The sequence below is a fragment of the Streptomyces sp. SID5464 genome (assembly GCF_009862985.1).
Taxonomy (GTDB): domain Bacteria; phylum Actinomycetota; class Actinomycetes; order Streptomycetales; family Streptomycetaceae; genus Streptomyces; species Streptomyces chartreusis_D.
The window spans coordinates 118350-136600 of sequence record NZ_WWIQ01000050.1 but is presented as its reverse complement, the minus strand read 5'-3'; the positions used below and the strand labels follow the sequence as shown (position 1 = coordinate 136600).

17 protein-coding genes and 3 pseudogenes are annotated in these 18251 nt (G+C 70.3%); 15 read left to right on the top strand and 5 right to left on the bottom strand.

What is annotated here, in order from left to right; genetic code table 11:
* Window positions 1-110: 110 nt before the first annotated feature.
* Both GTY47_RS24665 and hisS read left to right on the top strand, forming a co-directional pair.
* On the top strand, window positions 111-827 hold the full coding sequence (locus GTY47_RS24665; protein ID WP_010046481.1) for an MBL fold metallo-hydrolase: 717 nt from the start codon (window positions 111-113) through the stop codon (window positions 825-827).
* A gap of 11 nt (window positions 828-838) precedes the next feature.
* Window positions 839-2101 (top strand): histidine--tRNA ligase, encoded by a 1263-nt coding sequence (gene hisS, locus GTY47_RS24660; protein WP_010046480.1) that lies wholly within the window; start codon window positions 839-841, stop codon window positions 2099-2101.
* A gap of 54 nt (window positions 2102-2155) precedes the next feature.
* Here hisS and GTY47_RS24655 read toward each other — a convergent pair.
* The 4 genes and pseudogenes from GTY47_RS24655 to GTY47_RS24645 all read right to left on the bottom strand — a co-directional run.
* Window positions 2156-2269 (bottom strand): annotated as a pseudogene (locus tag GTY47_RS24655) (DNA-binding response regulator); the annotation flags it as partial.
* 77 nt (window positions 2270-2346) lie between these two features.
* Window positions 2347-2460: pseudogene (locus GTY47_RS40400) on the bottom strand (DNA-binding response regulator); the annotation flags it as partial.
* Window positions 2461-2637 (bottom strand): annotated as a pseudogene (locus GTY47_RS40395) (ABC transporter permease); the annotation flags it as partial.
* Window positions 2638-2658: 21 nt separating this feature from the next.
* Window positions 2659-3531, bottom strand: a complete 873-nt coding sequence (locus GTY47_RS24645; RefSeq protein ID WP_010046477.1) for an ABC transporter ATP-binding protein — start codon at window positions 3529-3531, stop codon at window positions 2659-2661.
* Window positions 3532-3673: 142 nt separating this feature from the next.
* Between GTY47_RS24645 and GTY47_RS24640 the strand changes: the two genes are divergently transcribed.
* The 9 genes from GTY47_RS24640 to GTY47_RS24600 all read left to right on the top strand — a co-directional run bounded on the left by GTY47_RS24640 (window position 3674) and on the right by GTY47_RS24600 (window position 13517).
* Window positions 3674-4330 carry a vitamin K epoxide reductase family protein gene (locus GTY47_RS24640; RefSeq protein ID WP_010046475.1) on the top strand — a complete coding sequence of 219 codons (657 nt, stop codon included), beginning with the start codon at window positions 3674-3676 and terminating at the stop codon, window positions 4328-4330.
* A gap of 56 nt (window positions 4331-4386) precedes the next feature.
* Entirely contained in the window at window positions 4387-5742 is a 1356-nt protein-coding gene (locus GTY47_RS24635) for a replication-associated recombination protein A (RefSeq protein ID WP_010046472.1), read from the top strand.
* A gap of 313 nt (window positions 5743-6055) precedes the next feature.
* The gene (rpsD, locus tag GTY47_RS24630; protein WP_010046470.1) at window positions 6056-6670 is read left to right on the top strand and encodes a 30S ribosomal protein S4; all 615 of its coding nucleotides are present in this window, start codon (window positions 6056-6058) and stop codon (window positions 6668-6670) included.
* 178 nt (window positions 6671-6848) lie between these two features.
* On the top strand, window positions 6849-7289 hold the full coding sequence (locus tag GTY47_RS24625; protein WP_040904142.1) for a DUF948 domain-containing protein: 441 nt from the start codon (window positions 6849-6851) through the stop codon (window positions 7287-7289).
* 9 nt (window positions 7290-7298) lie between these two features.
* Entirely contained in the window at window positions 7299-7670 is a 372-nt protein-coding gene (locus tag GTY47_RS24620; RefSeq protein ID WP_010046465.1) for a hypothetical protein, read from the top strand.
* Window positions 7670-10342: an alanine--tRNA ligase gene (gene alaS / locus GTY47_RS24615; RefSeq protein ID WP_010046463.1), complete on the top strand. Its 2673-nt coding sequence runs from the start codon at window positions 7670-7672 to the stop codon at window positions 10340-10342. Before GTY47_RS24620 ends, alaS begins: the two co-directional genes overlap by 1 nt.
* A 17-nt stretch (window positions 10343-10359) precedes the next feature.
* A complete protein-coding gene (gene ruvX / locus GTY47_RS24610) occupies window positions 10360-10824 on the top strand; it encodes a Holliday junction resolvase RuvX (protein WP_010046461.1) in 465 nt (154 codons plus the stop codon).
* A 121-nt stretch (window positions 10825-10945) separates the two neighbouring features.
* Window positions 10946-12691, top strand: a complete 1746-nt coding sequence (mltG, locus tag GTY47_RS24605; protein ID WP_029181630.1) for an endolytic transglycosylase MltG — start codon at window positions 10946-10948, stop codon at window positions 12689-12691.
* Window positions 12692-12701: 10 nt separating this feature from the next.
* Window positions 12702-13517 carry a shikimate dehydrogenase gene (locus GTY47_RS24600; RefSeq protein ID WP_010046455.1) on the top strand — a complete coding sequence of 272 codons (816 nt, stop codon included), beginning with the start codon at window positions 12702-12704 and terminating at the stop codon, window positions 13515-13517.
* A 4-nt stretch (window positions 13518-13521) separates the two neighbouring features.
* On the opposite strand, the gene GTY47_RS24595 is transcribed toward GTY47_RS24600, so the two are convergent.
* Entirely contained in the window at window positions 13522-13965 is a 444-nt protein-coding gene (locus GTY47_RS24595; protein WP_010046453.1) for a hypothetical protein, read from the bottom strand.
* 330 nt (window positions 13966-14295) lie between these two features.
* Here GTY47_RS24595 and aroC point away from each other — a divergent pair, with 330 nt between their 5' ends.
* From aroC to GTY47_RS24575, 4 genes are all read left to right on the top strand, one after another.
* Window positions 14296-15480, top strand: coding sequence for a chorismate synthase (gene aroC / locus GTY47_RS24590; RefSeq protein ID WP_010046452.1), 1185 nt, complete (start codon window positions 14296-14298; stop codon window positions 15478-15480).
* Window positions 15477-15989: a shikimate kinase gene (locus tag GTY47_RS24585; RefSeq protein ID WP_010046451.1), complete on the top strand. Its 513-nt coding sequence runs from the start codon at window positions 15477-15479 to the stop codon at window positions 15987-15989. Before aroC ends, GTY47_RS24585 begins: the two co-directional genes overlap by 4 nt.
* Entirely contained in the window at window positions 15986-17077 is a 1092-nt protein-coding gene (aroB, locus tag GTY47_RS24580; RefSeq protein WP_010046448.1) for a 3-dehydroquinate synthase, read from the top strand. Before GTY47_RS24585 ends, aroB begins: the two co-directional genes overlap by 4 nt.
* Window positions 17078-17241: 164 nt before the next feature.
* On the top strand, window positions 17242-18105 hold the full coding sequence (locus GTY47_RS24575) for a Pro-rich N-terminal domain-containing protein (RefSeq protein WP_078602954.1): 864 nt from the start codon (window positions 17242-17244) through the stop codon (window positions 18103-18105).
* Window positions 18106-18251 lie beyond the last annotated feature (146 nt).

Here is an 18251-nt window from a genome sequence, read left to right as displayed (position 1 = left end):
GACCGCCTGCGTGTGCCCCGTACCGTATATGGGTTCGCTGAGGAATCGGCAGCGCCGGTAGGCTCTGACAGCAGCCGCAGCCGCCCGTATCGACACAACGAAGGACGATCGTGCTCATTGCCGGGTTCCCCGCCGGGGCCTGGGGGACGAACTGCTACCTCGTCGCCCCCGCCGCCGGTGAGGAGTGCGTGATCATCGACCCCGGCCATCAGGCCGCCGACGGCGTCGAGAAAGCGATCAGGAAGCATCGGCTCAAGCCCGTCGCCGTCGTCCTCACGCACGGCCACATCGACCACGTGGCCTCGGTCGTCCCGGTCTGCGGCGCGCACGACGTGCCGGCCTGGATCCACCCCGACGACCGGTACATGATGAGCGACCCCGAGAAGGGAATCGGCCGTTCCATCGGGATGCCGCTCATGGGCGAGCTGACGGTGGGGGAGCCCGACGACGTCAAGGAGCTGGCCGACGGCGCCAAGCTCGAGCTGGCGGGCCTGGAGCTGTCCGTCGCGCACGCGCCCGGCCATACCAAGGGGTCGGTGACCTTCGGCATGCCCGAGGCGGCGGACATCCCGCCGATCCTGTTCTCGGGCGACCTGCTGTTCGCCGGCTCCATCGGACGCACCGACCTGCCCGGCGGTGACATGGCCGAGATGCTCGACTCGCTGGCCCGCGTGTGCCTGCCGCTCGACGACTCGACCGTGGTGCTGTCCGGCCACGGCCCCCAGACGACCATCGGCCAGGAGCGCGCCACCAACCCGTATCTGCGGCAGGTGGCGGCAGACCGCCAAGGAAGCGGCGCTTTCGAGGCTCCCCGACGAGGAATGTGACGAGACCTTCCGTGAGCACCTTCAAGGCCCCCAAGGGCACGTACGACCTGATTCCGCCGGACAGCGCCACGTACCTCGCTGTCCGTGAGGCGATCGCCGCGCCGCTGCGCAACTCCGGCTACGGCTACATCGAGACGCCCGGGTTCGAGAACGTCGAACTCTTCGCGCGCGGAGTCGGCGAATCGACGGACATCGTGACGAAGGAGATGTACGCCTTCGAGACGAAGGGCGGCGACAGGCTGGCCCTGCGCCCCGAAGGCACGGCCTCCGTCCTGCGCGCCGCGCTGGAGGCCAACCTGCACAAGGCGGGCAACCTCCCGGTCAAGCTCTGGTACTCCGGCTCGTACTACCGCTACGAGCGCCCCCAGAAGGGCCGCTACCGCCACTTCTCCCAGGTCGGTGCCGAGGCGATCGGCGCCGAGGACCCGGCACTGGACGCCGAACTGATCATCCTGGCCGACCAGGCGTACCGCTCGCTGGGCCTGAGCAACTTCCGCATCCTGATCAACAGCCTGGGCGACAAGGAGTGCCGCCCGGTGTACCGGACGGCACTCCAGGACTTCCTGCGCGGCCTGGACCTGGACGAGGACACCCTGCGCCGGGCGGAGATCAACCCGCTGCGCGTCCTGGACGACAAGCGTGAGGCGGTCCAGAAGCAGTTGGGGGACGCGCCGCTGCTGCGCGACTACCTCTGCGACGCCTGCAAGGCGTACCACGAGGAGGTGCGCGAGCTGATCACGTCGGCGGGCGTCGCCTTCGAGGACGACCCGAAGCTGGTGCGCGGCCTGGACTACTACACCCGCACGACCTTCGAGTTCGTCCACGACGGCCTGGGCTCCCAGTCCGCCGTCGGTGGCGGCGGGCGCTACGACGGCCTGTCCGAGATGATCGGCGGCCCCGCGCTGCCGTCCGTCGGCTGGGCCCTCGGCGTCGACCGCACGGTCCTCGCGCTGGAGGCGGAGGGGGTCGAGCTCGAACTCCCGGCGACCACCAGTGTGTTCGCCGTCCCGCTCGGCGAGGAGGCCCGCCGGGTCCTGTTCGCCAAGGTCACGGAGCTGCGCAAGAACGGCATCGCGGCCGACTTCTCCTACGGCGGCAAGGGCCTCAAAGGCGCGATGAAGAACGCCAACCGCAGCGGCGCCCGCTACACGATCGTCGCCGGCGAGCGCGACCTCGCCGAGGGCGTCGTCCAGCTCAAGGACATGGAGTCGGGCGAGCAGACGGCGGTCGGCGTGAACGAGATCGTGGCGGAACTCGAAGCGCGACTCGGCTAGCAGCAGACCAGAAGCGAAGGCTCCGGACACCTGCCGAGGTGCCCGGCGCCTTCGTCACTGCTCCAACAACCCGTACCGCAGCGCGCTGGTGACGGCCGCTGTCCGGTCGTCCACCCCGAGCTTGCCGAAGACGCGCAGCAGATACGTCTTCACCGACGACTCGCCGATGCTGCATCGATGTGCGGCTGCCGCCGCGTGGGCCGACGCCTGGTCTCGGCGTTGGTGGGGCATGGTGAGGTGTGTCGCTATTCCAGGAGTCCGTGGCGTAGGGCGCTGGTGACGGCCGCCGTCCGGTCGTCCACCCCCAGCTTGCCGAAGACGCGCAGCAGATACGTCTTCACCGTCGACTCGCCGATGAAGCTCGTCGACATGATCCCGGCGGCCATCATCGCCGGGACGTACAGCTGCGAGGCGGTGATGCCCGCGCCCGCCACGTCGTCCCGGAAGATCGAGGCGAACAGGAACAGGAAGACGACCGGAAAGGCGAAGGTGAACACCACCTGGTCGCGCTGCCGGAAGAACTGCCTGATCTCCAGGGCGCCCCGCCGCGGTCGTGGTCACCGTGCCTCCTCCTGCGACTGTCCGGTCAGCCGGAGGTAGACGTCCTCCAGCGTGGGCCGGCTCACCGCCAGCCCCGGGATCTCCCCGTCGAAGCGGTGCATGAGTCCGGCGATCGTCCTGGTCGGTGTGACCGTGCGCTCCCTGCGCGGGGTGCCGTCCGGCTCGGTCCACTCGACGAGGGCCTCGGTGCCGTACCGCTCCCGCAACGCCCCGGGCTCGCCCTCGGCGACGATCCGGCCCTTCGCGACGACGGCCAGCCGGTGCGCGAGGGCCTCCGCCTCCTCCAGGTAGTGCGTGGTCAGCAGGATCGTCGTGCCGTCGTCGGCCAGGGCGCGGATCAGCGACCAGAACCGCCGCCGGGCCGCCGGGTCGAACCCGGTCGTCGGCTCGTCCAGAAGCAGCAGGTCCGGGCCGCCGATCACGCCGAGCGCCAGGTCCAGACGCCGCCGCTGGCCACCCGACAGGGCCTTGATCCGGCTGTCCGCCTTCGCCTCCAGACCGACCGCGCCGATGACCTCCTCAGGGTTCCGGGGCCGCGGGTAGTAGCCGGCGAAGTGCCGCACCGTCTCCCGGACCGTCAACTCCGCGGGCGCCGATTCGTCCTGCCAGACGATTCCGACACGTGAGCGCCACGCGCGCGTGCCGGTCGCCGGGTCCGACCCGGGCACGGACACCTCGCCGGCGTCCCGGTCCCGGTTGCCCTGGAGGATCTCCACCGTGGTGCTCTTGCCCGCGCCGTTGGGCCCGAGCAGGCCGAACACCTCGCCCCGGCGGATGCCCAGATCGATGCCGCCGAGGGCGGTCACGTCCCCGTACCGCTTGCGCAGCCCCCGCGCCTGGACGGCGAGGTCGTACCCGTGTGCTGTCATGGGACGAGCGTCGGCCGGAATGCAACCCTCAAGGACGACCGTGCGGACATGCTTATGTCCACTGAACGGTGGACGGACGTACCGGTGCGGCACAATGGCCCTGTCCGAAGTTGTCCAGGTCTCAAGTGACGGAATCGGCGTGATGAGCAAGACGACAGTCCAGGACGTCTCCACGGGGCCCGAGCCGGAGTGCGCCGAGAACGCGCCCCGCGCCGAGGGCGGCAGCCGGGCCCTCGCCCTCCTGCTGGTGATCACCGGCGCGGCCGGACTGCTCGCCTCGTGGGTCATCACGATCGACAAGTTCAAGATTCTCGAGGCCAAGGTCGAGGGCAAGACGTTCACGCCCGGCTGCAGCCTCAACCCCGTCGTCTCCTGCGGCAGCGTCATGGAGAGCAAGCAGGCCGCGGTCTTCGGTTTCCCGAACCCGATGCTCGGCCTCGTCGCCTACGGCATCGTCATCTGCGTCGGCATGAGCCTGCTCGCCCGCGCCCGCTTCCCGCGCTGGTACTGGCTCACCTTCAACGCCGGCTGCCTCTTCGGCGTGAGCTTCTGCGCCTGGCTGATGTTCCAGTCCCTGTACCGGATCAACGCGCTGTGCCTGTGGTGCAGCCTGGCCTGGGTCGCCACGATCCTGATGTTCTGGTACGTGACGTCGTTCAACATCCGCAAGGGCTTCCTGCCCGCCCCGAGCTGGCTCAGGAGCTTCTTCGCCGAGTTCACCTGGGTCATGCCCGTGCTGCACATCGGCATCATCGGCATGCTGGTCCTGACCCGCTGGTGGGACTTCTGGATGAGCTGAGCCGGGAGCACCGGGGCCCGGAGGGATTGTCAGTGCCGTGATTTAGGGTTTCTGACGTGGAGCCCGACCTGTTCACCGCCGCAGCAGAAGAACGCCAGGAGAAGGAGCCGTCCAGCAGCCCCCTGGCGGTGCGGATGCGCCCGCGCACCCTCGACGAGGTGGTGGGCCAGCGGCATCTGCTGAAGCCGGGCTCGCCCCTGCGCAGACTGGTCGGCGAGGGCGCCTCCGGCCCGGCCGGCCCCTCCTCGGTGATCCTCTGGGGCCCGCCCGGCACCGGCAAGACCACCCTGGCGTACGTCGTCTCCAAAGCGACCAACGCCCGCTTCGTCGAACTGTCGGCGATCACCGCCGGCGTCAAGGAGGTCCGCGCGGTCATCGACGGCGCCCGCCGCGCCTCCGGCGGATTCGGCAAGGAGACCGTCCTCTTCCTCGACGAGATCCACCGCTTCAGCAAGGCCCAGCAGGACTCCCTGCTCCCGGCCGTCGAGAACCGCTGGGTGACACTGATCGCGGCGACGACGGAGAACCCGTACTTCTCGGTGATCTCGCCCCTGCTGTCCCGCTCCCTGCTGCTCACCCTCGAACCGCTCACGGACGACGACATCAAGGGCCTCGTCCGGCGCGCCCTGACCGACGAGCGCGGCCTGAAGGACGCCGTCACCCTCCCCGAGGAGACCGAGAGCCACCTCCTGCGCATCGCCGGCGGCGACGCCCGCCGTGCCCTGACGGCCCTGGAGGCCGCCGCCGGCGCCGCCCTCGACAAGGGCGAGACGGAGATCGGCCTGACCACGCTGGAGGAGACGGTCGACCGGGCGGCCGTGAAGTACGACCGCGACGGCGACCAGCACTACGACGTGGCCAGCGCCCTGATCAAGTCCATCCGTGGCTCCGACGTCGACGCCGCCCTGCACTACCTGGCCCGGATGATCGAGGCCGGCGAGGATCCCCGCTTCATCGCCCGGCGTCTGATGATCTCCGCCAGCGAGGACATCGGCCTCGCCGATCCGAACGCGCTGCCGATCGCGGTCGCCGCCGCCCAGGCCGTCGCCATGATCGGCTTCCCGGAGGCCGCCCTCACCCTCAGCCACGCCACCATCGCCCTCGCCCTGGCCCCGAAGTCCAACGCCGCGACGACCGCGATCGGCGCCGCCCTGGAGGACGTACGCAAGGGACTGGCCGGGCCCGTGCCCGCGCACCTGCGCGACAGCCACTACAAGGGCGCCACCAAGCTCGGCCACGGCCGGGGCTACGTCTACCCGCACGACCTCCCCGAGGGCATCGCCGCCCAGCAGTACGCCCCGGACGCCCTGAAGGACCGCGAGTACTACGAGCCGACCCGGCACGGCGCGGAGGCCCGCTACGCGGACGCGGTCGAGTGGACCCGGAAGAACCTCGGTCGAAAGCGGTCCTGAGCACCCTGTAAACTCGTTCGGAGTGCCGCGTCCCGTGCAGTCAGAACGGGACAGTCGGCCGGAGCCAGTCGGGGGGCACAGTCCTCCAGGACCGGCTCCAGGAGCGTCGCGCACCGTCGAACGGTGTCGCGGGCAGCCCACCACCACCCGTCGCAGGACGGAACCGGTCGGTGGGCCACTCGCGTGCTGCACGTATGTGCCCAGACCAGGGGAGCGGCTGCCCACCGAGTCCGACAGGACGACGAGGGTTTCCCCGGCTGCGGATGCGACCTCCCACAACCCTGACAAGCCGAATCCAGGAAATGAGAAAGCAGTGGCGAACCAGTCCCGCCCCAAGGTCAAGAAGTCGCGTGCCCTCGGCATCGCGCTGACCCCGAAGGCCGTCAAGTACTTCGAGGCCCGTCCCTACCCGCCGGGTGAGCACGGCCGCGGCCGCAAGCAGAACTCGGACTACAAGGTCCGTCTGCTCGAGAAGCAGCGCCTGCGCGCGCAGTACGACGTGTCCGAGCGCCAGCTCGTCCGCGCCTACGAGCGTGCCTCCAAGGTCCAGGGCAAGACCGGTGAGGCCCTGATCATCGAGCTGGAGCGCCGTCTCGACGCCCTGGTCCTGCGTTCGGGCATCGCCCGCACGATCTACCAGGCCCGCCAGATGGTCGTCCACGGCCACATCGCGGTCAACGGCAAGAAGGTCGACAAGCCCTCCTTCCGTGTCCGCCCGGACGACGTGGTGCAGGTCCGCGAGCGCTCCAAGGAGAAGACCCTCTTCACGATCGCCCGTGAGGGTGGCTTCGCCCCCGACGGCGAGACCCCGCGCTACCTCCAGGTGAACCTCAAGGCCCTGGCGTTCCGCCTGGACCGCGAGCCGAACCGCAAGGAGATCCCGGTGATCTGCGACGAGCAGCTCGTCGTCGAGTACTACGCCCGCTGATCCACGGCAGGCACGCGGTACCCCGGCCCGTCGTCTCCCCGCCCCTCCGGGCGGGCGAGGCGGCGGGCTTTCGCGAATCCGCCGCCCCCGGGCGGTAATCCGGTACGGAGCCGCATCCCCGGCGCGATAGGCTCGTCGCACGACTTTTTCGATGTTCAGGCACGTTTTCAGGGAGCGGGTGCACACAGTGTCCGGTGGAGAGGTGGCCGGAATCCTGGTGGCCGTCTTCTGGGCGATCCTGGTCTCCTTCCTCGCCGTCGCGCTGGCGAGGCTGGCCCAGACGCTCAGGGCGACCACCAAGCTCGTGGCGGACGTGACCGATCAGGCCGTCCCGCTCCTGGCCGACGCCTCCGCGGCGGTGCGCTCCGCGCAGACCCAGATCGACCGGGTCGACTCGATCGCCTCCGACGTCCAGGAGGTCACGTCGAACGCCTCCGCGCTGTCGACCACCGTCGCCTCCACGTTCGGCGGCCCCCTGGTCAAGGTCGCAGCCTTCGGTTACGGCGTGCGCCGGGCCCTCGGCGGCCGCAAGGAGGACGTGCCCGGCAAGGCGTCGAGGCGTACCGTGATCGTGGGCCGCACGGTCTCTCGGCGCAGCGCCCGAGGGAAGAGGGACTGAGAGCCAGCGATGTTCCGCCGTACGTTCTGGTTCACCACCGGCGTCGCCGCCGGAGTGTGGGCCACCACCAAGGTCAACCGGAAGCTGAAGCAGCTGACGCCGGAGAGCCTCGCCAGAGCCGCGGGGAACAAGGCGATCGAGGCCGGCCACCGGCTCAAGGACCGCGCGGTCGACTTCGCGCTCGACGTCCGCGACAACATGGCCCAGCGGGAGGCCGAACTGGGCGACGCGCTCGGGCTCAACGCCCCCGTCGACCCCGAACTCCCGGCACCCAGGCGGTACGCCGCCATCGAGAACCGCACAGAGCCGAAGACGTACGTCATCGACAGCACGTCGTACGCGTACAAGAAGAATTCGTACAACCGGAATGAGGACCACTGATGGAGTCGGCTGAGATTCGCCGCCGCTGGTTGAGCTTCTTCGAGGAGCGCGGTCACACCGTCGTCCCTTCGGCGTCGCTCATCGCGGACGACCCGACTCTGCTCCTCGTCCCGGCCGGCATGGTGCCCTTCAAGCCCTACTTCCTGGGTGAGGTCAAGCCGCCCTTCGCCCGCGCCACCAGCGTGCAGAAGTGCGTGCGCACGCCGGACATCGAAGAGGTCGGCAAGACCACCCGGCACGGCACGTTCTTCCAGATGTGCGGCAACTTCTCCTTCGGCGACTACTTCAAGGAAGGCGCCATCAAGCTCGCCTGGGAGCTGCTCACCAGCCCCCAGGACAAGGGCGGTTACGGCCTCGACCCCGAGCGCCTGTGGATCACCGTTTACAAGGACGACGACGAGGCCGAGCGCATCTGGCACGAGGTCGTCGGCGTGCCGAAGGAGCGCATCCAGCGCCTCGGCATGAAGGACAACTACTGGTCCATGGGCGTCCCCGGCCCCTGCGGCCCCTGCTCCGAGATCAACTACGACCGCGGCCCCGAGTTCGGCGCCGAGGGCGGCCCCGCCGTCAACGACGAGCGGTACGTGGAGATCTGGAACCTCGTCTTCATGCAGTACGAGCGGGGCGAGGGCACCGGCAAGGACAACTTCGAGATCCTCGGCGACCTGCCCAGCAAGAACATCGACACCGGCCTCGGCCTCGAGCGACTCGCCATGATTCTGCAGGGCGTTCAGAACATGTACGAGATCGACACCTCGATGGCCGTCATCGACAAGGCCACCGAGCTGACCGGCGTCCGCTACGGCGACGCCCACGCCTCGGACGTGTCCCTGCGCGTGGTCACCGACCACATGCGCACCGCCACCATGCTCATCGGTGACGGCGTCACCCCGGGCAACGAGGGCCGCGGTTACGTGCTGCGCCGCATCATGCGCCGCGCCATCCGCAACATGCGCCTGCTCGGCGCCACCGGCCCGGTCGTCAAGGACCTGATCGACGTCGTCATCGGGATGATGGGCCAGCAGTACCCCGAGCTCATCACCGACCGCGAGCGCATCGAGAAGGTCGCCCTCGCCGAGGAGAACGCCTTCCTCAAGACGCTGAAGGCCGGCACCAACATCCTCGACACCGCCGTCAGCGACACCAAGGCCGCCGGCTCCACCGTGCTGCCCGGCGACAAGGCCTTCCTGCTCCACGACACCTGGGGCTTCCCGATCGACCTCACCCTGGAGATGGCCGCCGAGCAGGGCCTGTCCGTGGACGAGGAGGGCTTCCGCCGCCTGATGAAGGAGCAGCGGGAGCGCGCCAAGGCCGACGCCCAGGCCAAGAAGACCGGCCACGCCGACCTCGGCGCCTACCGCGAGATCGCCGACCGGGCCGGCGCCACCGACTTCATCGGCTACACCGACACCGAGGGCGAGTCCACGGTCGTCGGCATCCTCGTCGACGGCGTCTCCTCGCCGGCCGCCACCGAGGGCGACGAGGTCGAGATCGTCCTCGACCGCACCCCGTTCTACGCCGAGGGCGGCGGCCAGATCGGCGACACCGGCAAGATCAAGGCCGACTCCGGTGCCGTCATCGAGGTCCGCGACTGCCAGAAGCCGGTCCCGGGTGTCTACGTCCACAAGGGCGTCGTCCAGGTCGGTGAGGTCACCGTCGGCGCCAAGGCCCACGCCTCCATCGACGACCGCCGCCGCAAGGCCATCGCCCGTGCCCACTCGGCCACGCACCTGACCCACCAGGCCCTGCGGGACGCCCTCGGCCCGACGGCCGCCCAGGCCGGTTCCGAGAACCAGCCCGGCCGCTTCCGCTTCGACTTCGGCTCCCCGTCCGCCGTGCCGACGGCCGTGATGACCGACGTCGAGCAGAAGATCAACGAGGTGCTCGCCCGCGACCTCGACGTCCGTGCCGACGTCATGGGCATCGACGAGGCCAAGAAGCAGGGCGCCATCGCCGAGTTCGGCGAGAAGTACGGCGAGCGCGTGCGCGTCGTGACCATCGGCGACTTCTCCAAGGAACTGTGCGGTGGCACGCACGTGCACAACACCGCCCAGCTGGGCCTGGTGAAGCTGCTCGGCGAGTCGTCGATCGGCTCCGGTGTCCGCCGGATCGAGGCCCTGGTCGGCGTGGACGCCTACAACTTCCTCGCCCGTGAGCACACGGTCGTCGCCCAGCTCCAGGAGCTGATCAAGGGCCGCCCGGAGGAGCTCCCGGAGAAGGTCTCCGCCATGCTCGGCAAGCTGAAGGACGCCGAGAAGGAGATCGAGAAGTTCCGCGCCGAGAAGGTCCTCCAGGCCGCCGCCGGCCTCGCCGAGTCCGCCAAGGACGTCCGTGGCGTTGCTGTCGTGACCGGTCAGGTCCCGGACGGCACGACCGCCGACGACCTGCGCAAGCTCGTGCTCGACGTGCGCGGACGCATCCAGGGCGGACGGGCCGCCGTGGTCGCCCTGTTCACGGTGGCGAACGGCAAGCCGCTGACGGTCATCGCCACCAACGAGGCCGCCCGCGAGCGCGGTCTGAAGGCCGGCGACCTGGTCCGTACGGCCGCCAAGACCCTCGGCGGCGGCGGTGGCGGCAAGCCGGACGTCGCCCAGGGCGGCGGCCAGAACCCGGCCGCGATCGGCGATGCCGTGGACGCCGTCGAGCGCCTGGTCGCCGAGACGGCCAAGTAAGAAACGGGTCCGGAAAGATGCGCAGAGGACGTCGACTCGCTATCGACGTCGGGGACGCCCGTATCGGGGTCGCCTCGTGCGACCCCGACGGGATCCTCGCCACCCCGGTGGAGACGGTCCCGGGGCGTGACATCCCCGCAGCTCAGCGGCGGTTGAAGCAGCTCGTCGAGGAGTACGAGCCCATCGAGGTCGTGGTGGGTCTCCCGCGCTCCCTCAAGGGCGGCGAGGGCCCGGCCGCGGTCAAGGTCCGGGGCTTCGCACAGGAACTGGCGCGCATGATCTCCCCGGTTCCGGTGAGACTCGTGGACGAACGCATGACGACGGTGACGGCCAGTCAGGGACTGCGCGCTTCGGGCGTGAAGTCCAAGAAGGGAAGGTCCGTCATCGACCAGGCGGCGGCGGTGATCATCCTGCAACAGGCCCTTGAATCCGAACGGGTGTCAGGTAAAGCACCCGGAGAAGGCGTCGAAGCGGTCATCTGATCGCGATACGGTAACGTTCCGCGCGATGCGGCGGCATTCGAACAGCCGCCGCACAGCAAGAGGCGGGACGGGAGCCGAGCCGGAAGCCGCGTGACCGCCGCCTCGCGGCTCTAGGGGATCGATGACTGAGTATGGCCGGGGCCAAGGCTCCGAACCGTGGCATCCGGAGGACCCGTTGTACGGGGACGGCGGATGGGGAGGAGAGCAGGTCCACCCGGGCCGGCAGTCTCCCTACGGCGGCCAGCCGCAGCACTATCCAGAGCAGCCGCAGCAGCCGCAGTACGGCGACTGGGGCACCGGCGAACAGGCCGGATACGGTCAGGCGCAGCAGCAGTACCAGTACGACCAGCAGCAGTACGCGGCACAGGCCCACGGGCATCAGCAGTACCCGGGGCAGGGGAACCAGGGACACCAGCAGGACCCCCAGTACCAACAGGACCCGCAGTACCAGCAGGACCCCGGGTACCAGCAGCAGTACGACAACGGTGGCTGGGCCACCGGCCGGCACCAGCAGGTCTCGTACCCCGGCGACCCCGCCGACCCGTACGGTCAGCAAACCGGTGCGTACGGCCAGGACCAGTCCGACTACTACGGCACGCCCGACGCGTATCCGCCACCGGAGCCGCCGGGCCGGCGGCGGGCCGAGCCGGAACCGGAGACCGACTGGGATCCCGGCCCCGACCAGGGTGAGCACGCCTTCTTCGCGGGCGGTGACGACGATGACGACGCCGACGAGCCGGGCGACCGCCGTCGGCGCGACGACCAGCGGGGACGCGGCGGCAAGCCCAAGAAGCGCCGCAGCGGAACGGCCTGCCTGCTGGTCGTCCTGGTCCTCGGCGGCGGCCTGGCGGGCGTCAGCTACTTCGGCTACCAGTTCTTCCAGGATCGTTTCGGCGACGCGCCTGACTACGCGGGGGACGGCAACGGGCAGGAGGTGTCCGTCGAGATCCCGCAGGGCGCGGACGGTTACACGATCGGCCGGGTGCTGAAGTCCGCGGGCGTCGTGAAGAGCGTCGACGCCTTCGTCTCGGCGCAGGCCGCCAACCCCGACGGCAGGAGCATCCAGGACGGCGTCTACACGCTGCAAAAGCAAATGTCGGCCGGCAGTGCGGTCGAACTGATGCTCAGCCCGGAGAGCCGCGACAACCTGATCATCGCCGAGGGCAAGCGCAACGCCGACATCTACCGGCTCATCGACAAGCGGCTGGAGGTCAAGCCGGGCACCACCGCCGAGGTCGCCAAGAAGGACTGGAAGAAGCTCGGCCTGCCCGACTGGGCGCTGAACCACAAGGACGTCAAGGACCCGCTGGAAGGGTTCCTCTACCCGTCCAGCTACGGCATCGCCAAGGGACAGAAGCCCGAGGACGTGCTGAGAGGGATGGTGGCCCGGGCCACGCAGACGTACGAGAAGCTCGGCGTGGAGAAGAAGGCCCGGAGCCTCGGACTCGAAGACCCCTGGCAGCTGATCACCGTCGCGAGCCTGGCCCAGGCCGAGGGCACGAGCCACGACGACTTCCGCAAGATGGCCGAGGTCGTCTACAACCGGATGAAGCCGGGGAATCCGCAGACCAACGGCATGCTGGAGTTCGACTCCACCTACAACTACATCAAGAACCAGAGCAAGATCGATCTGAGTCTGAGCGAGCTGCGGAACTACGACAACCCGTACAACACGTACTTCCACAAGGGCCTGCCGCCCGGGCCGATCGACAACCCGGGTGAGGCGGCGCTCAAGGGCGCCCTGAACCCGACGAAGGACGGCTGGTACTACTTCATCTCGCTGGACGGCAAGACCAGCGAGTTCACCAAGACCAACGCAGAGCACCAGAAGCTGGTCGACAAGTTCAACGCCTCGCGGAACAACTGAGGAACACCTGATGGCCGCACATCGCCGAGCCGCCGTTCTCGGCTCCCCGATCGCTCACTCGCTGTCGCCGCGGCTGCACAACGCCGCGTACCGGGCGCTGGGACTGGCCGACTGGTCGTACGACCGGTTCGAGATCGACGAGGACGCGCTGCCCGGATTCCTCGACGGGCTCGGCCCGGAGTGGGCCGGGCTGTCGCTGACCATGCCGCTGAAGCGGGCGGTGATCCCGTTGCTCGACGAGATCACCGACACGGCCGCCTCGGTGGAGGCGGTCAACACCGTGGTCTTCCGGCCGGACGGACGCCGGGTCGGCGACAACACCGACATCCCCGGGCTGGTGGCGGCGCTGCACGAGCGCGGCGTGGAGAAGGCGGAGAGCGCGGCGATCCTGGGCGCCGGAGCCACCGCGTCCTCGGCTCTCGCGGCCCTGGCCCGGATCTGCACGGGCGAGGTCGCCGTGTACGTGCGCAGCGAACGCCGCGCGGCTGAGATGCGGCAGTGGGGTGAGCGGCTCGGAGTCCGGGTCCGGCCCGCCGACTGGGCCGACGCCGCCCGTGCCTTCGAAGCACCCCTGGTCGTCTCGACGACCCCCGCCGGCGGTACGGACGCGCTGGCCGAGCAGGTCCCCGAGCGCGTGGGCACCCTGTTCGACGTGCTCTACGAGCCCTGGCCCACGCCCCTCGCCGCGGCGTGGGAGGAGCGGGGCGGACAGGTGCTGAGCGGCCTCGACCTGCTGGTCCACCAGGCGGTGTTCCAGTTCCGGCAGTTCACCGGCGACTCCCGGTCGCCGCTCGCCGCGATGCGGGAGGCCGCTCAGCGGGACTGACGTGTCAGCCGCACCAGCCCAGCGGGCTCGTGTACTCGTCGGTGTACGGCGACGAGGAGCTCCACCAGCGGGTCGAGCCGGAGTACTGCACGCACTTGCCCGCGGCCTTCACGCGCACGGGGCCGGCGTAGGAGTTGTAGTTGCCCGAATCCTTGATCCAGGTGCCGCCCTCGGCGCGGATGCCCACGCTGACGGGGTTGCCGATCTGCTCGCCGGTGACGACGGTGACCGCGCAGTTGTAGCCGGTGGAGGAGTTGTAGAGCAGGTAGACGATCGCCTGCGGTCCGCCGGTCTCGAGGTAGAGGCCCAGCTTGTGGGAGGACTGGACGTAGTAGCCGGAACCGCAGACGGTGACGGGGTTGCTCGCCGCCTGTGCCGAGCTCGTGAATGCCAGGGAGATGCCCAGCGCGGCACAGAGGGCGACGACTGCTCTCAGAACGTGTCTCATGGTGGTGTGAGTGGTCCTCACGTATCAGATCCGGATTGAGGATCAAGGAACGGGACGCGAGGAACATACGAGGCGGGAGGGCGCTGAGACAGCTGATTTCCGGCCTACGAACGGTGACATCTGACGCTCGATCGGCTTGTGCTCGGCGCACGGTTCCACTAAGTCCGCCGCTCACGGCTGTCCGCCAGCCGGACTCGGATCGGAGTCCTCCGCGTGGCATGGGAGGATCGATGGTGCCGGACGGGGCCGCGCACCCGGTCGGGCCGTAGCCGTACGCGATGAGATGCGTACGCTGGGCAGTAAGCAGGCCGCGAACACTGAGGAGCACCGTTGAGCAGGTTGCGCTGGCTGACCGCGGGGGAATCCCACGGTCCCGCACTCGTCGCGACGCTGGAGGGTCTTCCCGCCGGCGTGCCGATCACCACGGACATGGTGGCGGACCATCTCGCGAGGCGGCGCCTGGGCTATGGGCGCGGTGCCCGGATGAAGTTCGAGCGGGACGAGATCACCTTCCTCGGCGGCGTCCGGCACGGCCTCAGCCTCGGCTCCCCGGTCGCGATCATGGTGGGCAACACCGAGTGGCCGAAGTGGGAACAGGTCATGGCGGCCGACCCGGTCGACCCGGAGATCCTCGACGGCCTCGCCCGCAACGCCCCGCTGACCCGTCCCCGTCCCGGCCACGCCGACCTCGCCGGGATGCAGAAGTACGGCTTCGACGAGGCCCGGCCGATCCTGGAGCGCGCGTCCGCGCGGGAGACCGCGGCCCGCGTGGCCCTCGGGGCGGTGGCCCGGTCGTACCTGAAGGAGACGACCGGCATCGAGATCGTCTCCCACGTGGTGGAGCTCGCGGCCGCGAAGGCGCCGTACGGCGTGTACCCGACGCCCGCTGACGTGGAGAAGCTGGACGCGGACCCGGTCCGCTGCCTGGACGCCGACGCGTCGAAGGCGATGGTCGCCGAGATCGACCAGGCCCACAAGGACGGCGACACCCTCGGCGGTGTGGTCGAGGTGCTGGCGTACGAGGTGCCGGTCGGCCTCGGTTCGCATGTGCACTGGGACCGCCGCCTGGACGCCCGCCTGGCCGCCGCACTCATGGGCATCCAGGCGATCAAGGGAGTCGAGGTCGGCGACGGCTTCGACCTGGCTCGCGTCCCCGGCTCCAAGGCGCACGACGAGATCGTCGCGACCGAGGAGGGCATCAAGCGGACCTCCGGCCGCTCCGGCGGCACCGAGGGCGGGCTGTCCACCGGTGAGCTGCTGCGCGTGCGGGCGGCGATGAAGCCGATCGCGACCGTGCCGCGGGCGCTGAAGACGGTGGACGTCGTCACCGGCGAGGCCACGGCCGCCCACCACCAGCGTTCCGACGTGTGCGCGGTGCCGGCCGCCGGCATCGTCGCCGAGGCGATGGTCGCCCTCGTCCTCGCGGACGCGGTCGCGGAGAAGTTCGGCGGCGACAGCGTCGCCGAGACCCGCCGCAACGTCCGGTCCTACCTCGACAACCTGGCCATCCGATGAGCCCGCTGATCGTGCTGGTCGGCCCGATGGGCGTGGGCAAGTCCACCGTCGGGCAGCTGCTGGCCGAGCGGCTCGGGGCCGGCTACCGGGACACCGACGACGACATCGTCGCCGCGCAGGGCCGGACGATCGCCGAGATCTTCGTCGAGGAGGGCGAGCCCGCCTTCCGCGCGATCGAGAAGCAGGCCGTGCGCGAGGCGCTGGCCGGGCACGACGGGGTGCTGGCACTGGGCGGCGGCGCCGTCCTCGACCCGGACACCCGCGCGATGCTCGCCGGGCAGCGCGTGGTGTACCTGTCGATGGACGTCGAAGAGGCGGTCAAGCGCACGGGCCTCAACGCGGCCCGGCCGCTGCTCGCCATCAACCCGCGCAAGCAGTGGCGCGAGCTGATGGAGGCCCGCCGGCACCTCTACGAGGAGGTCGCCACGGCCGTGGTCGCCACCGACGGCCGCACCCCCGAAGAGGTCACCCGAGCCGCCCTGGACGCACTGGAGTTGAAGGAAGCATGAGCGAGGCAGTGACGCGGATCCAGGTCGGCGGCACGGCGGGCACCGATCCCTACGAGGTCCTCGTGGGCCGTCAACTCCTCGGCGAGCTGCCCGGGTTGATCGGCGGCAAGGCCAAGCGGGTCGCGATCGTCCACCCCGAGGCACTGGCCGAGACCGGTGACGCCCTGCGCGCCGACCTGGCCGGGCAGGGCTTCGAGGCGGTCGCCATCCAGGTGCCCAACGCCGAGGAGGCCAAGACCGCCGAGGTCGCCGCCTACTGCTGGAAGGCGCTGGGCCAGTCCGGGTTCACCCGCACCGACGTCATCGTCGGCGTCGGCGGCGGCGCGACCACGGACCTGGCCGGGTTCGTGGCCGCCACCTGGCTGCGCGGGGTGCGCTGGATCGCGATCCCGACGACGGTCCTGGCCATGGTGGACGCGGCCGTCGGCGGCAAGACCGGCATCAACACCGCCGAGGGCAAGAACCTGGTCGGTGCCTTCCATCCGCCCGCCGGTGTGCTCTGCGACCTGGCCGCGCTGGACTCGCTCCCGGTCAACGACTACGTGTCCGGACTCGCGGAGGTCATCAAGGCCGGATTCATCGCCGACCCGGTGATCCTGGACCTCATCGAGTCCGACCCCGAGGGCGCCCGCACCCCGGCCGGTCCGCACACCGCCGAGCTCATCGAGCGCTCCATCCGGGTGAAGGCCGACGTGGTGTCGTCCGACCTGAAGGAGTCGGGCCTGCGCGAGATCCTCAACTACGGCCACACGCTCGGCCACGCCATCGAGAAGAACGAGCGCTACAAGTGGCGGCACGGCGCGGCGGTCGCGGTGGGCATGCACTTCGCCGCCGAACTGGGCCGTCTCGCCGGGCGGCTGGACGACGCCACGGCCGACCGCCACCGGACCGTCCTCGAATCCGTCGGGCTGCCGCTGCACTACCGGCACGACCAGTGGCCCAAGCTGCTGGAGACCATGAAGGTCGACAAGAAGTCCCGCGGCGATCTGCTGCGCTTCATCGTCCTCGACGGTCTGGCCAAGCCCACCGTGCTGGAGGGGCCCGACCCGGCCGTGCTGCTCGCCGCGTACGGAGAAGTGGGCCAGTAAGTCCCTCGGCGCTCCTTCCGCCCGAAATCGCCTTACGGGGGTGGGCACTTCGGGCTGCCCCCGGCCGTTCACACAACGATGGCCGGGGGCGGTACCGTTCGGTAGCAGCGGGTTCCGCCCCCGCTGTCAGCGCCCATCGCCTGTACGAGACGGAGTGGCACCGGATGCAGCACGCAGTGGGTTCTCCGCTGCCGCCGCCCCACCAGCCGGGGCACGGACCGGCCGTCGGCTGGTCGCCGGCCGCACACCACCCGGGTCCGCACCACCCGGGCGCGCACCAGGGCTCCGCGCCCGTGCCCCCGCCGCCCCCGGCCCCCGGGTATCCCGCGCCCCCGCCCGGGCCGGGCGCGCCACCGCCGCCGGCCTCCGTCCCTCCGGCGCCGGACACCACCGGCCATGTGCCGCTGCCGCCCGGCGGTCCGGTCGCCATGCCCAGCGCGCCACCCGCGACGGCGGCCCCCGATCCGGCCGGTACGACGCTCGCCGTGCTGCTCATCGGACCCGCGGGGGCCGGGAAGACAAGCGTCGCCAAGTACTGGGCGGACCATCGCCGGGTGCCCACGGCGCACATCAGCCTCGACGACGTACGCGAGTGGGTCCGCTCGGGCTTCGCCGACCCGCAGTCCGGGTGGAACGACAACTCGGAGGCGCAGTACCGCCTCGCCCGCCGCACCTGCGGTTTCGCCGCGCGGAACTTCCTCGCCAACGGCATCTCCTGCATCCTCGACGACGCGGTCTTCCCCGACCGGCCCGTCGTCGGCCTCGGCGGCTGGAAGCGGCACGTCGGGCCGGGCCTGCTGCCGGTCGTCCTGCTGCCCGGGCTGGACATCGTCCTGGAACGCAACGCGGAGCGCACGGGCAATCGGCGGCTGACGGACGAGGAGGTCGCCCGTATCCATGGGCGGATGGCCGGGTGGTACGGGTCCGGCCTGCCGATCATCGACAACTCGCAGTTGGATGTCCCGGAGACGGCGCGGGTGCTGGACGATGTGCTGGCCAGGTCCATTGCCAGCCCGCCGAAGTGGTAGTCGGCGTGGGGGCGGTGCGGTAACCCGGCGTTTCCGTGTCCGGGACGTTGGTGCCGAGGCCGGGTGGGTCCGCAGCCCGGCGGAACGGGGTGCCGCCGCGCCCACCCTCCCCGGGGCCCCCGTCGCGCCGTTCCGAGGACGGACAC

What these genes read in the sequence shown, in the direction of transcription:
- GTY47_RS24645 (WP_010046477.1), bottom strand. Translation starts at nt 3,531, where the DNA reads ATGACAGCACACGGGTACGACCTCGCCGTCCAGGCGCGGGGGCTGCGC.
- GTY47_RS24640 (WP_010046475.1), top strand. Translation starts at nt 3,674, where the DNA reads ATGAGCAAGACGACAGTCCAGGACGTCTCCACGGGGCCCGAGCCGGAG.
- GTY47_RS24620 (WP_010046465.1), top strand. Translation starts at nt 7,299, where the DNA reads ATGTTCCGCCGTACGTTCTGGTTCACCACCGGCGTCGCCGCCGGAGTG.
- alaS (WP_010046463.1), top strand. Translation starts at nt 7,670, where the DNA reads ATGGAGTCGGCTGAGATTCGCCGCCGCTGGTTGAGCTTCTTCGAGGAG.
- ruvX (WP_010046461.1), top strand. Translation starts at nt 10,360, where the DNA reads ATGCGCAGAGGACGTCGACTCGCTATCGACGTCGGGGACGCCCGTATC.
- mltG (WP_029181630.1), top strand. Translation starts at nt 10,946, where the DNA reads ATGACTGAGTATGGCCGGGGCCAAGGCTCCGAACCGTGGCATCCGGAG.
- GTY47_RS24600 (WP_010046455.1), top strand. Translation starts at nt 12,702, where the DNA reads ATGGCCGCACATCGCCGAGCCGCCGTTCTCGGCTCCCCGATCGCTCAC.
- GTY47_RS24595 (WP_010046453.1), bottom strand. Translation starts at nt 13,965, where the DNA reads ATGAGACACGTTCTGAGAGCAGTCGTCGCCCTCTGTGCCGCGCTGGGC.
- GTY47_RS24585 (WP_010046451.1), top strand. Translation starts at nt 15,477, where the DNA reads ATGAGCCCGCTGATCGTGCTGGTCGGCCCGATGGGCGTGGGCAAGTCC.
- aroB (WP_010046448.1), top strand. Translation starts at nt 15,986, where the DNA reads ATGAGCGAGGCAGTGACGCGGATCCAGGTCGGCGGCACGGCGGGCACC.
- GTY47_RS24575 (WP_078602954.1), top strand. Translation starts at nt 17,242, where the DNA reads ATGCAGCACGCAGTGGGTTCTCCGCTGCCGCCGCCCCACCAGCCGGGG.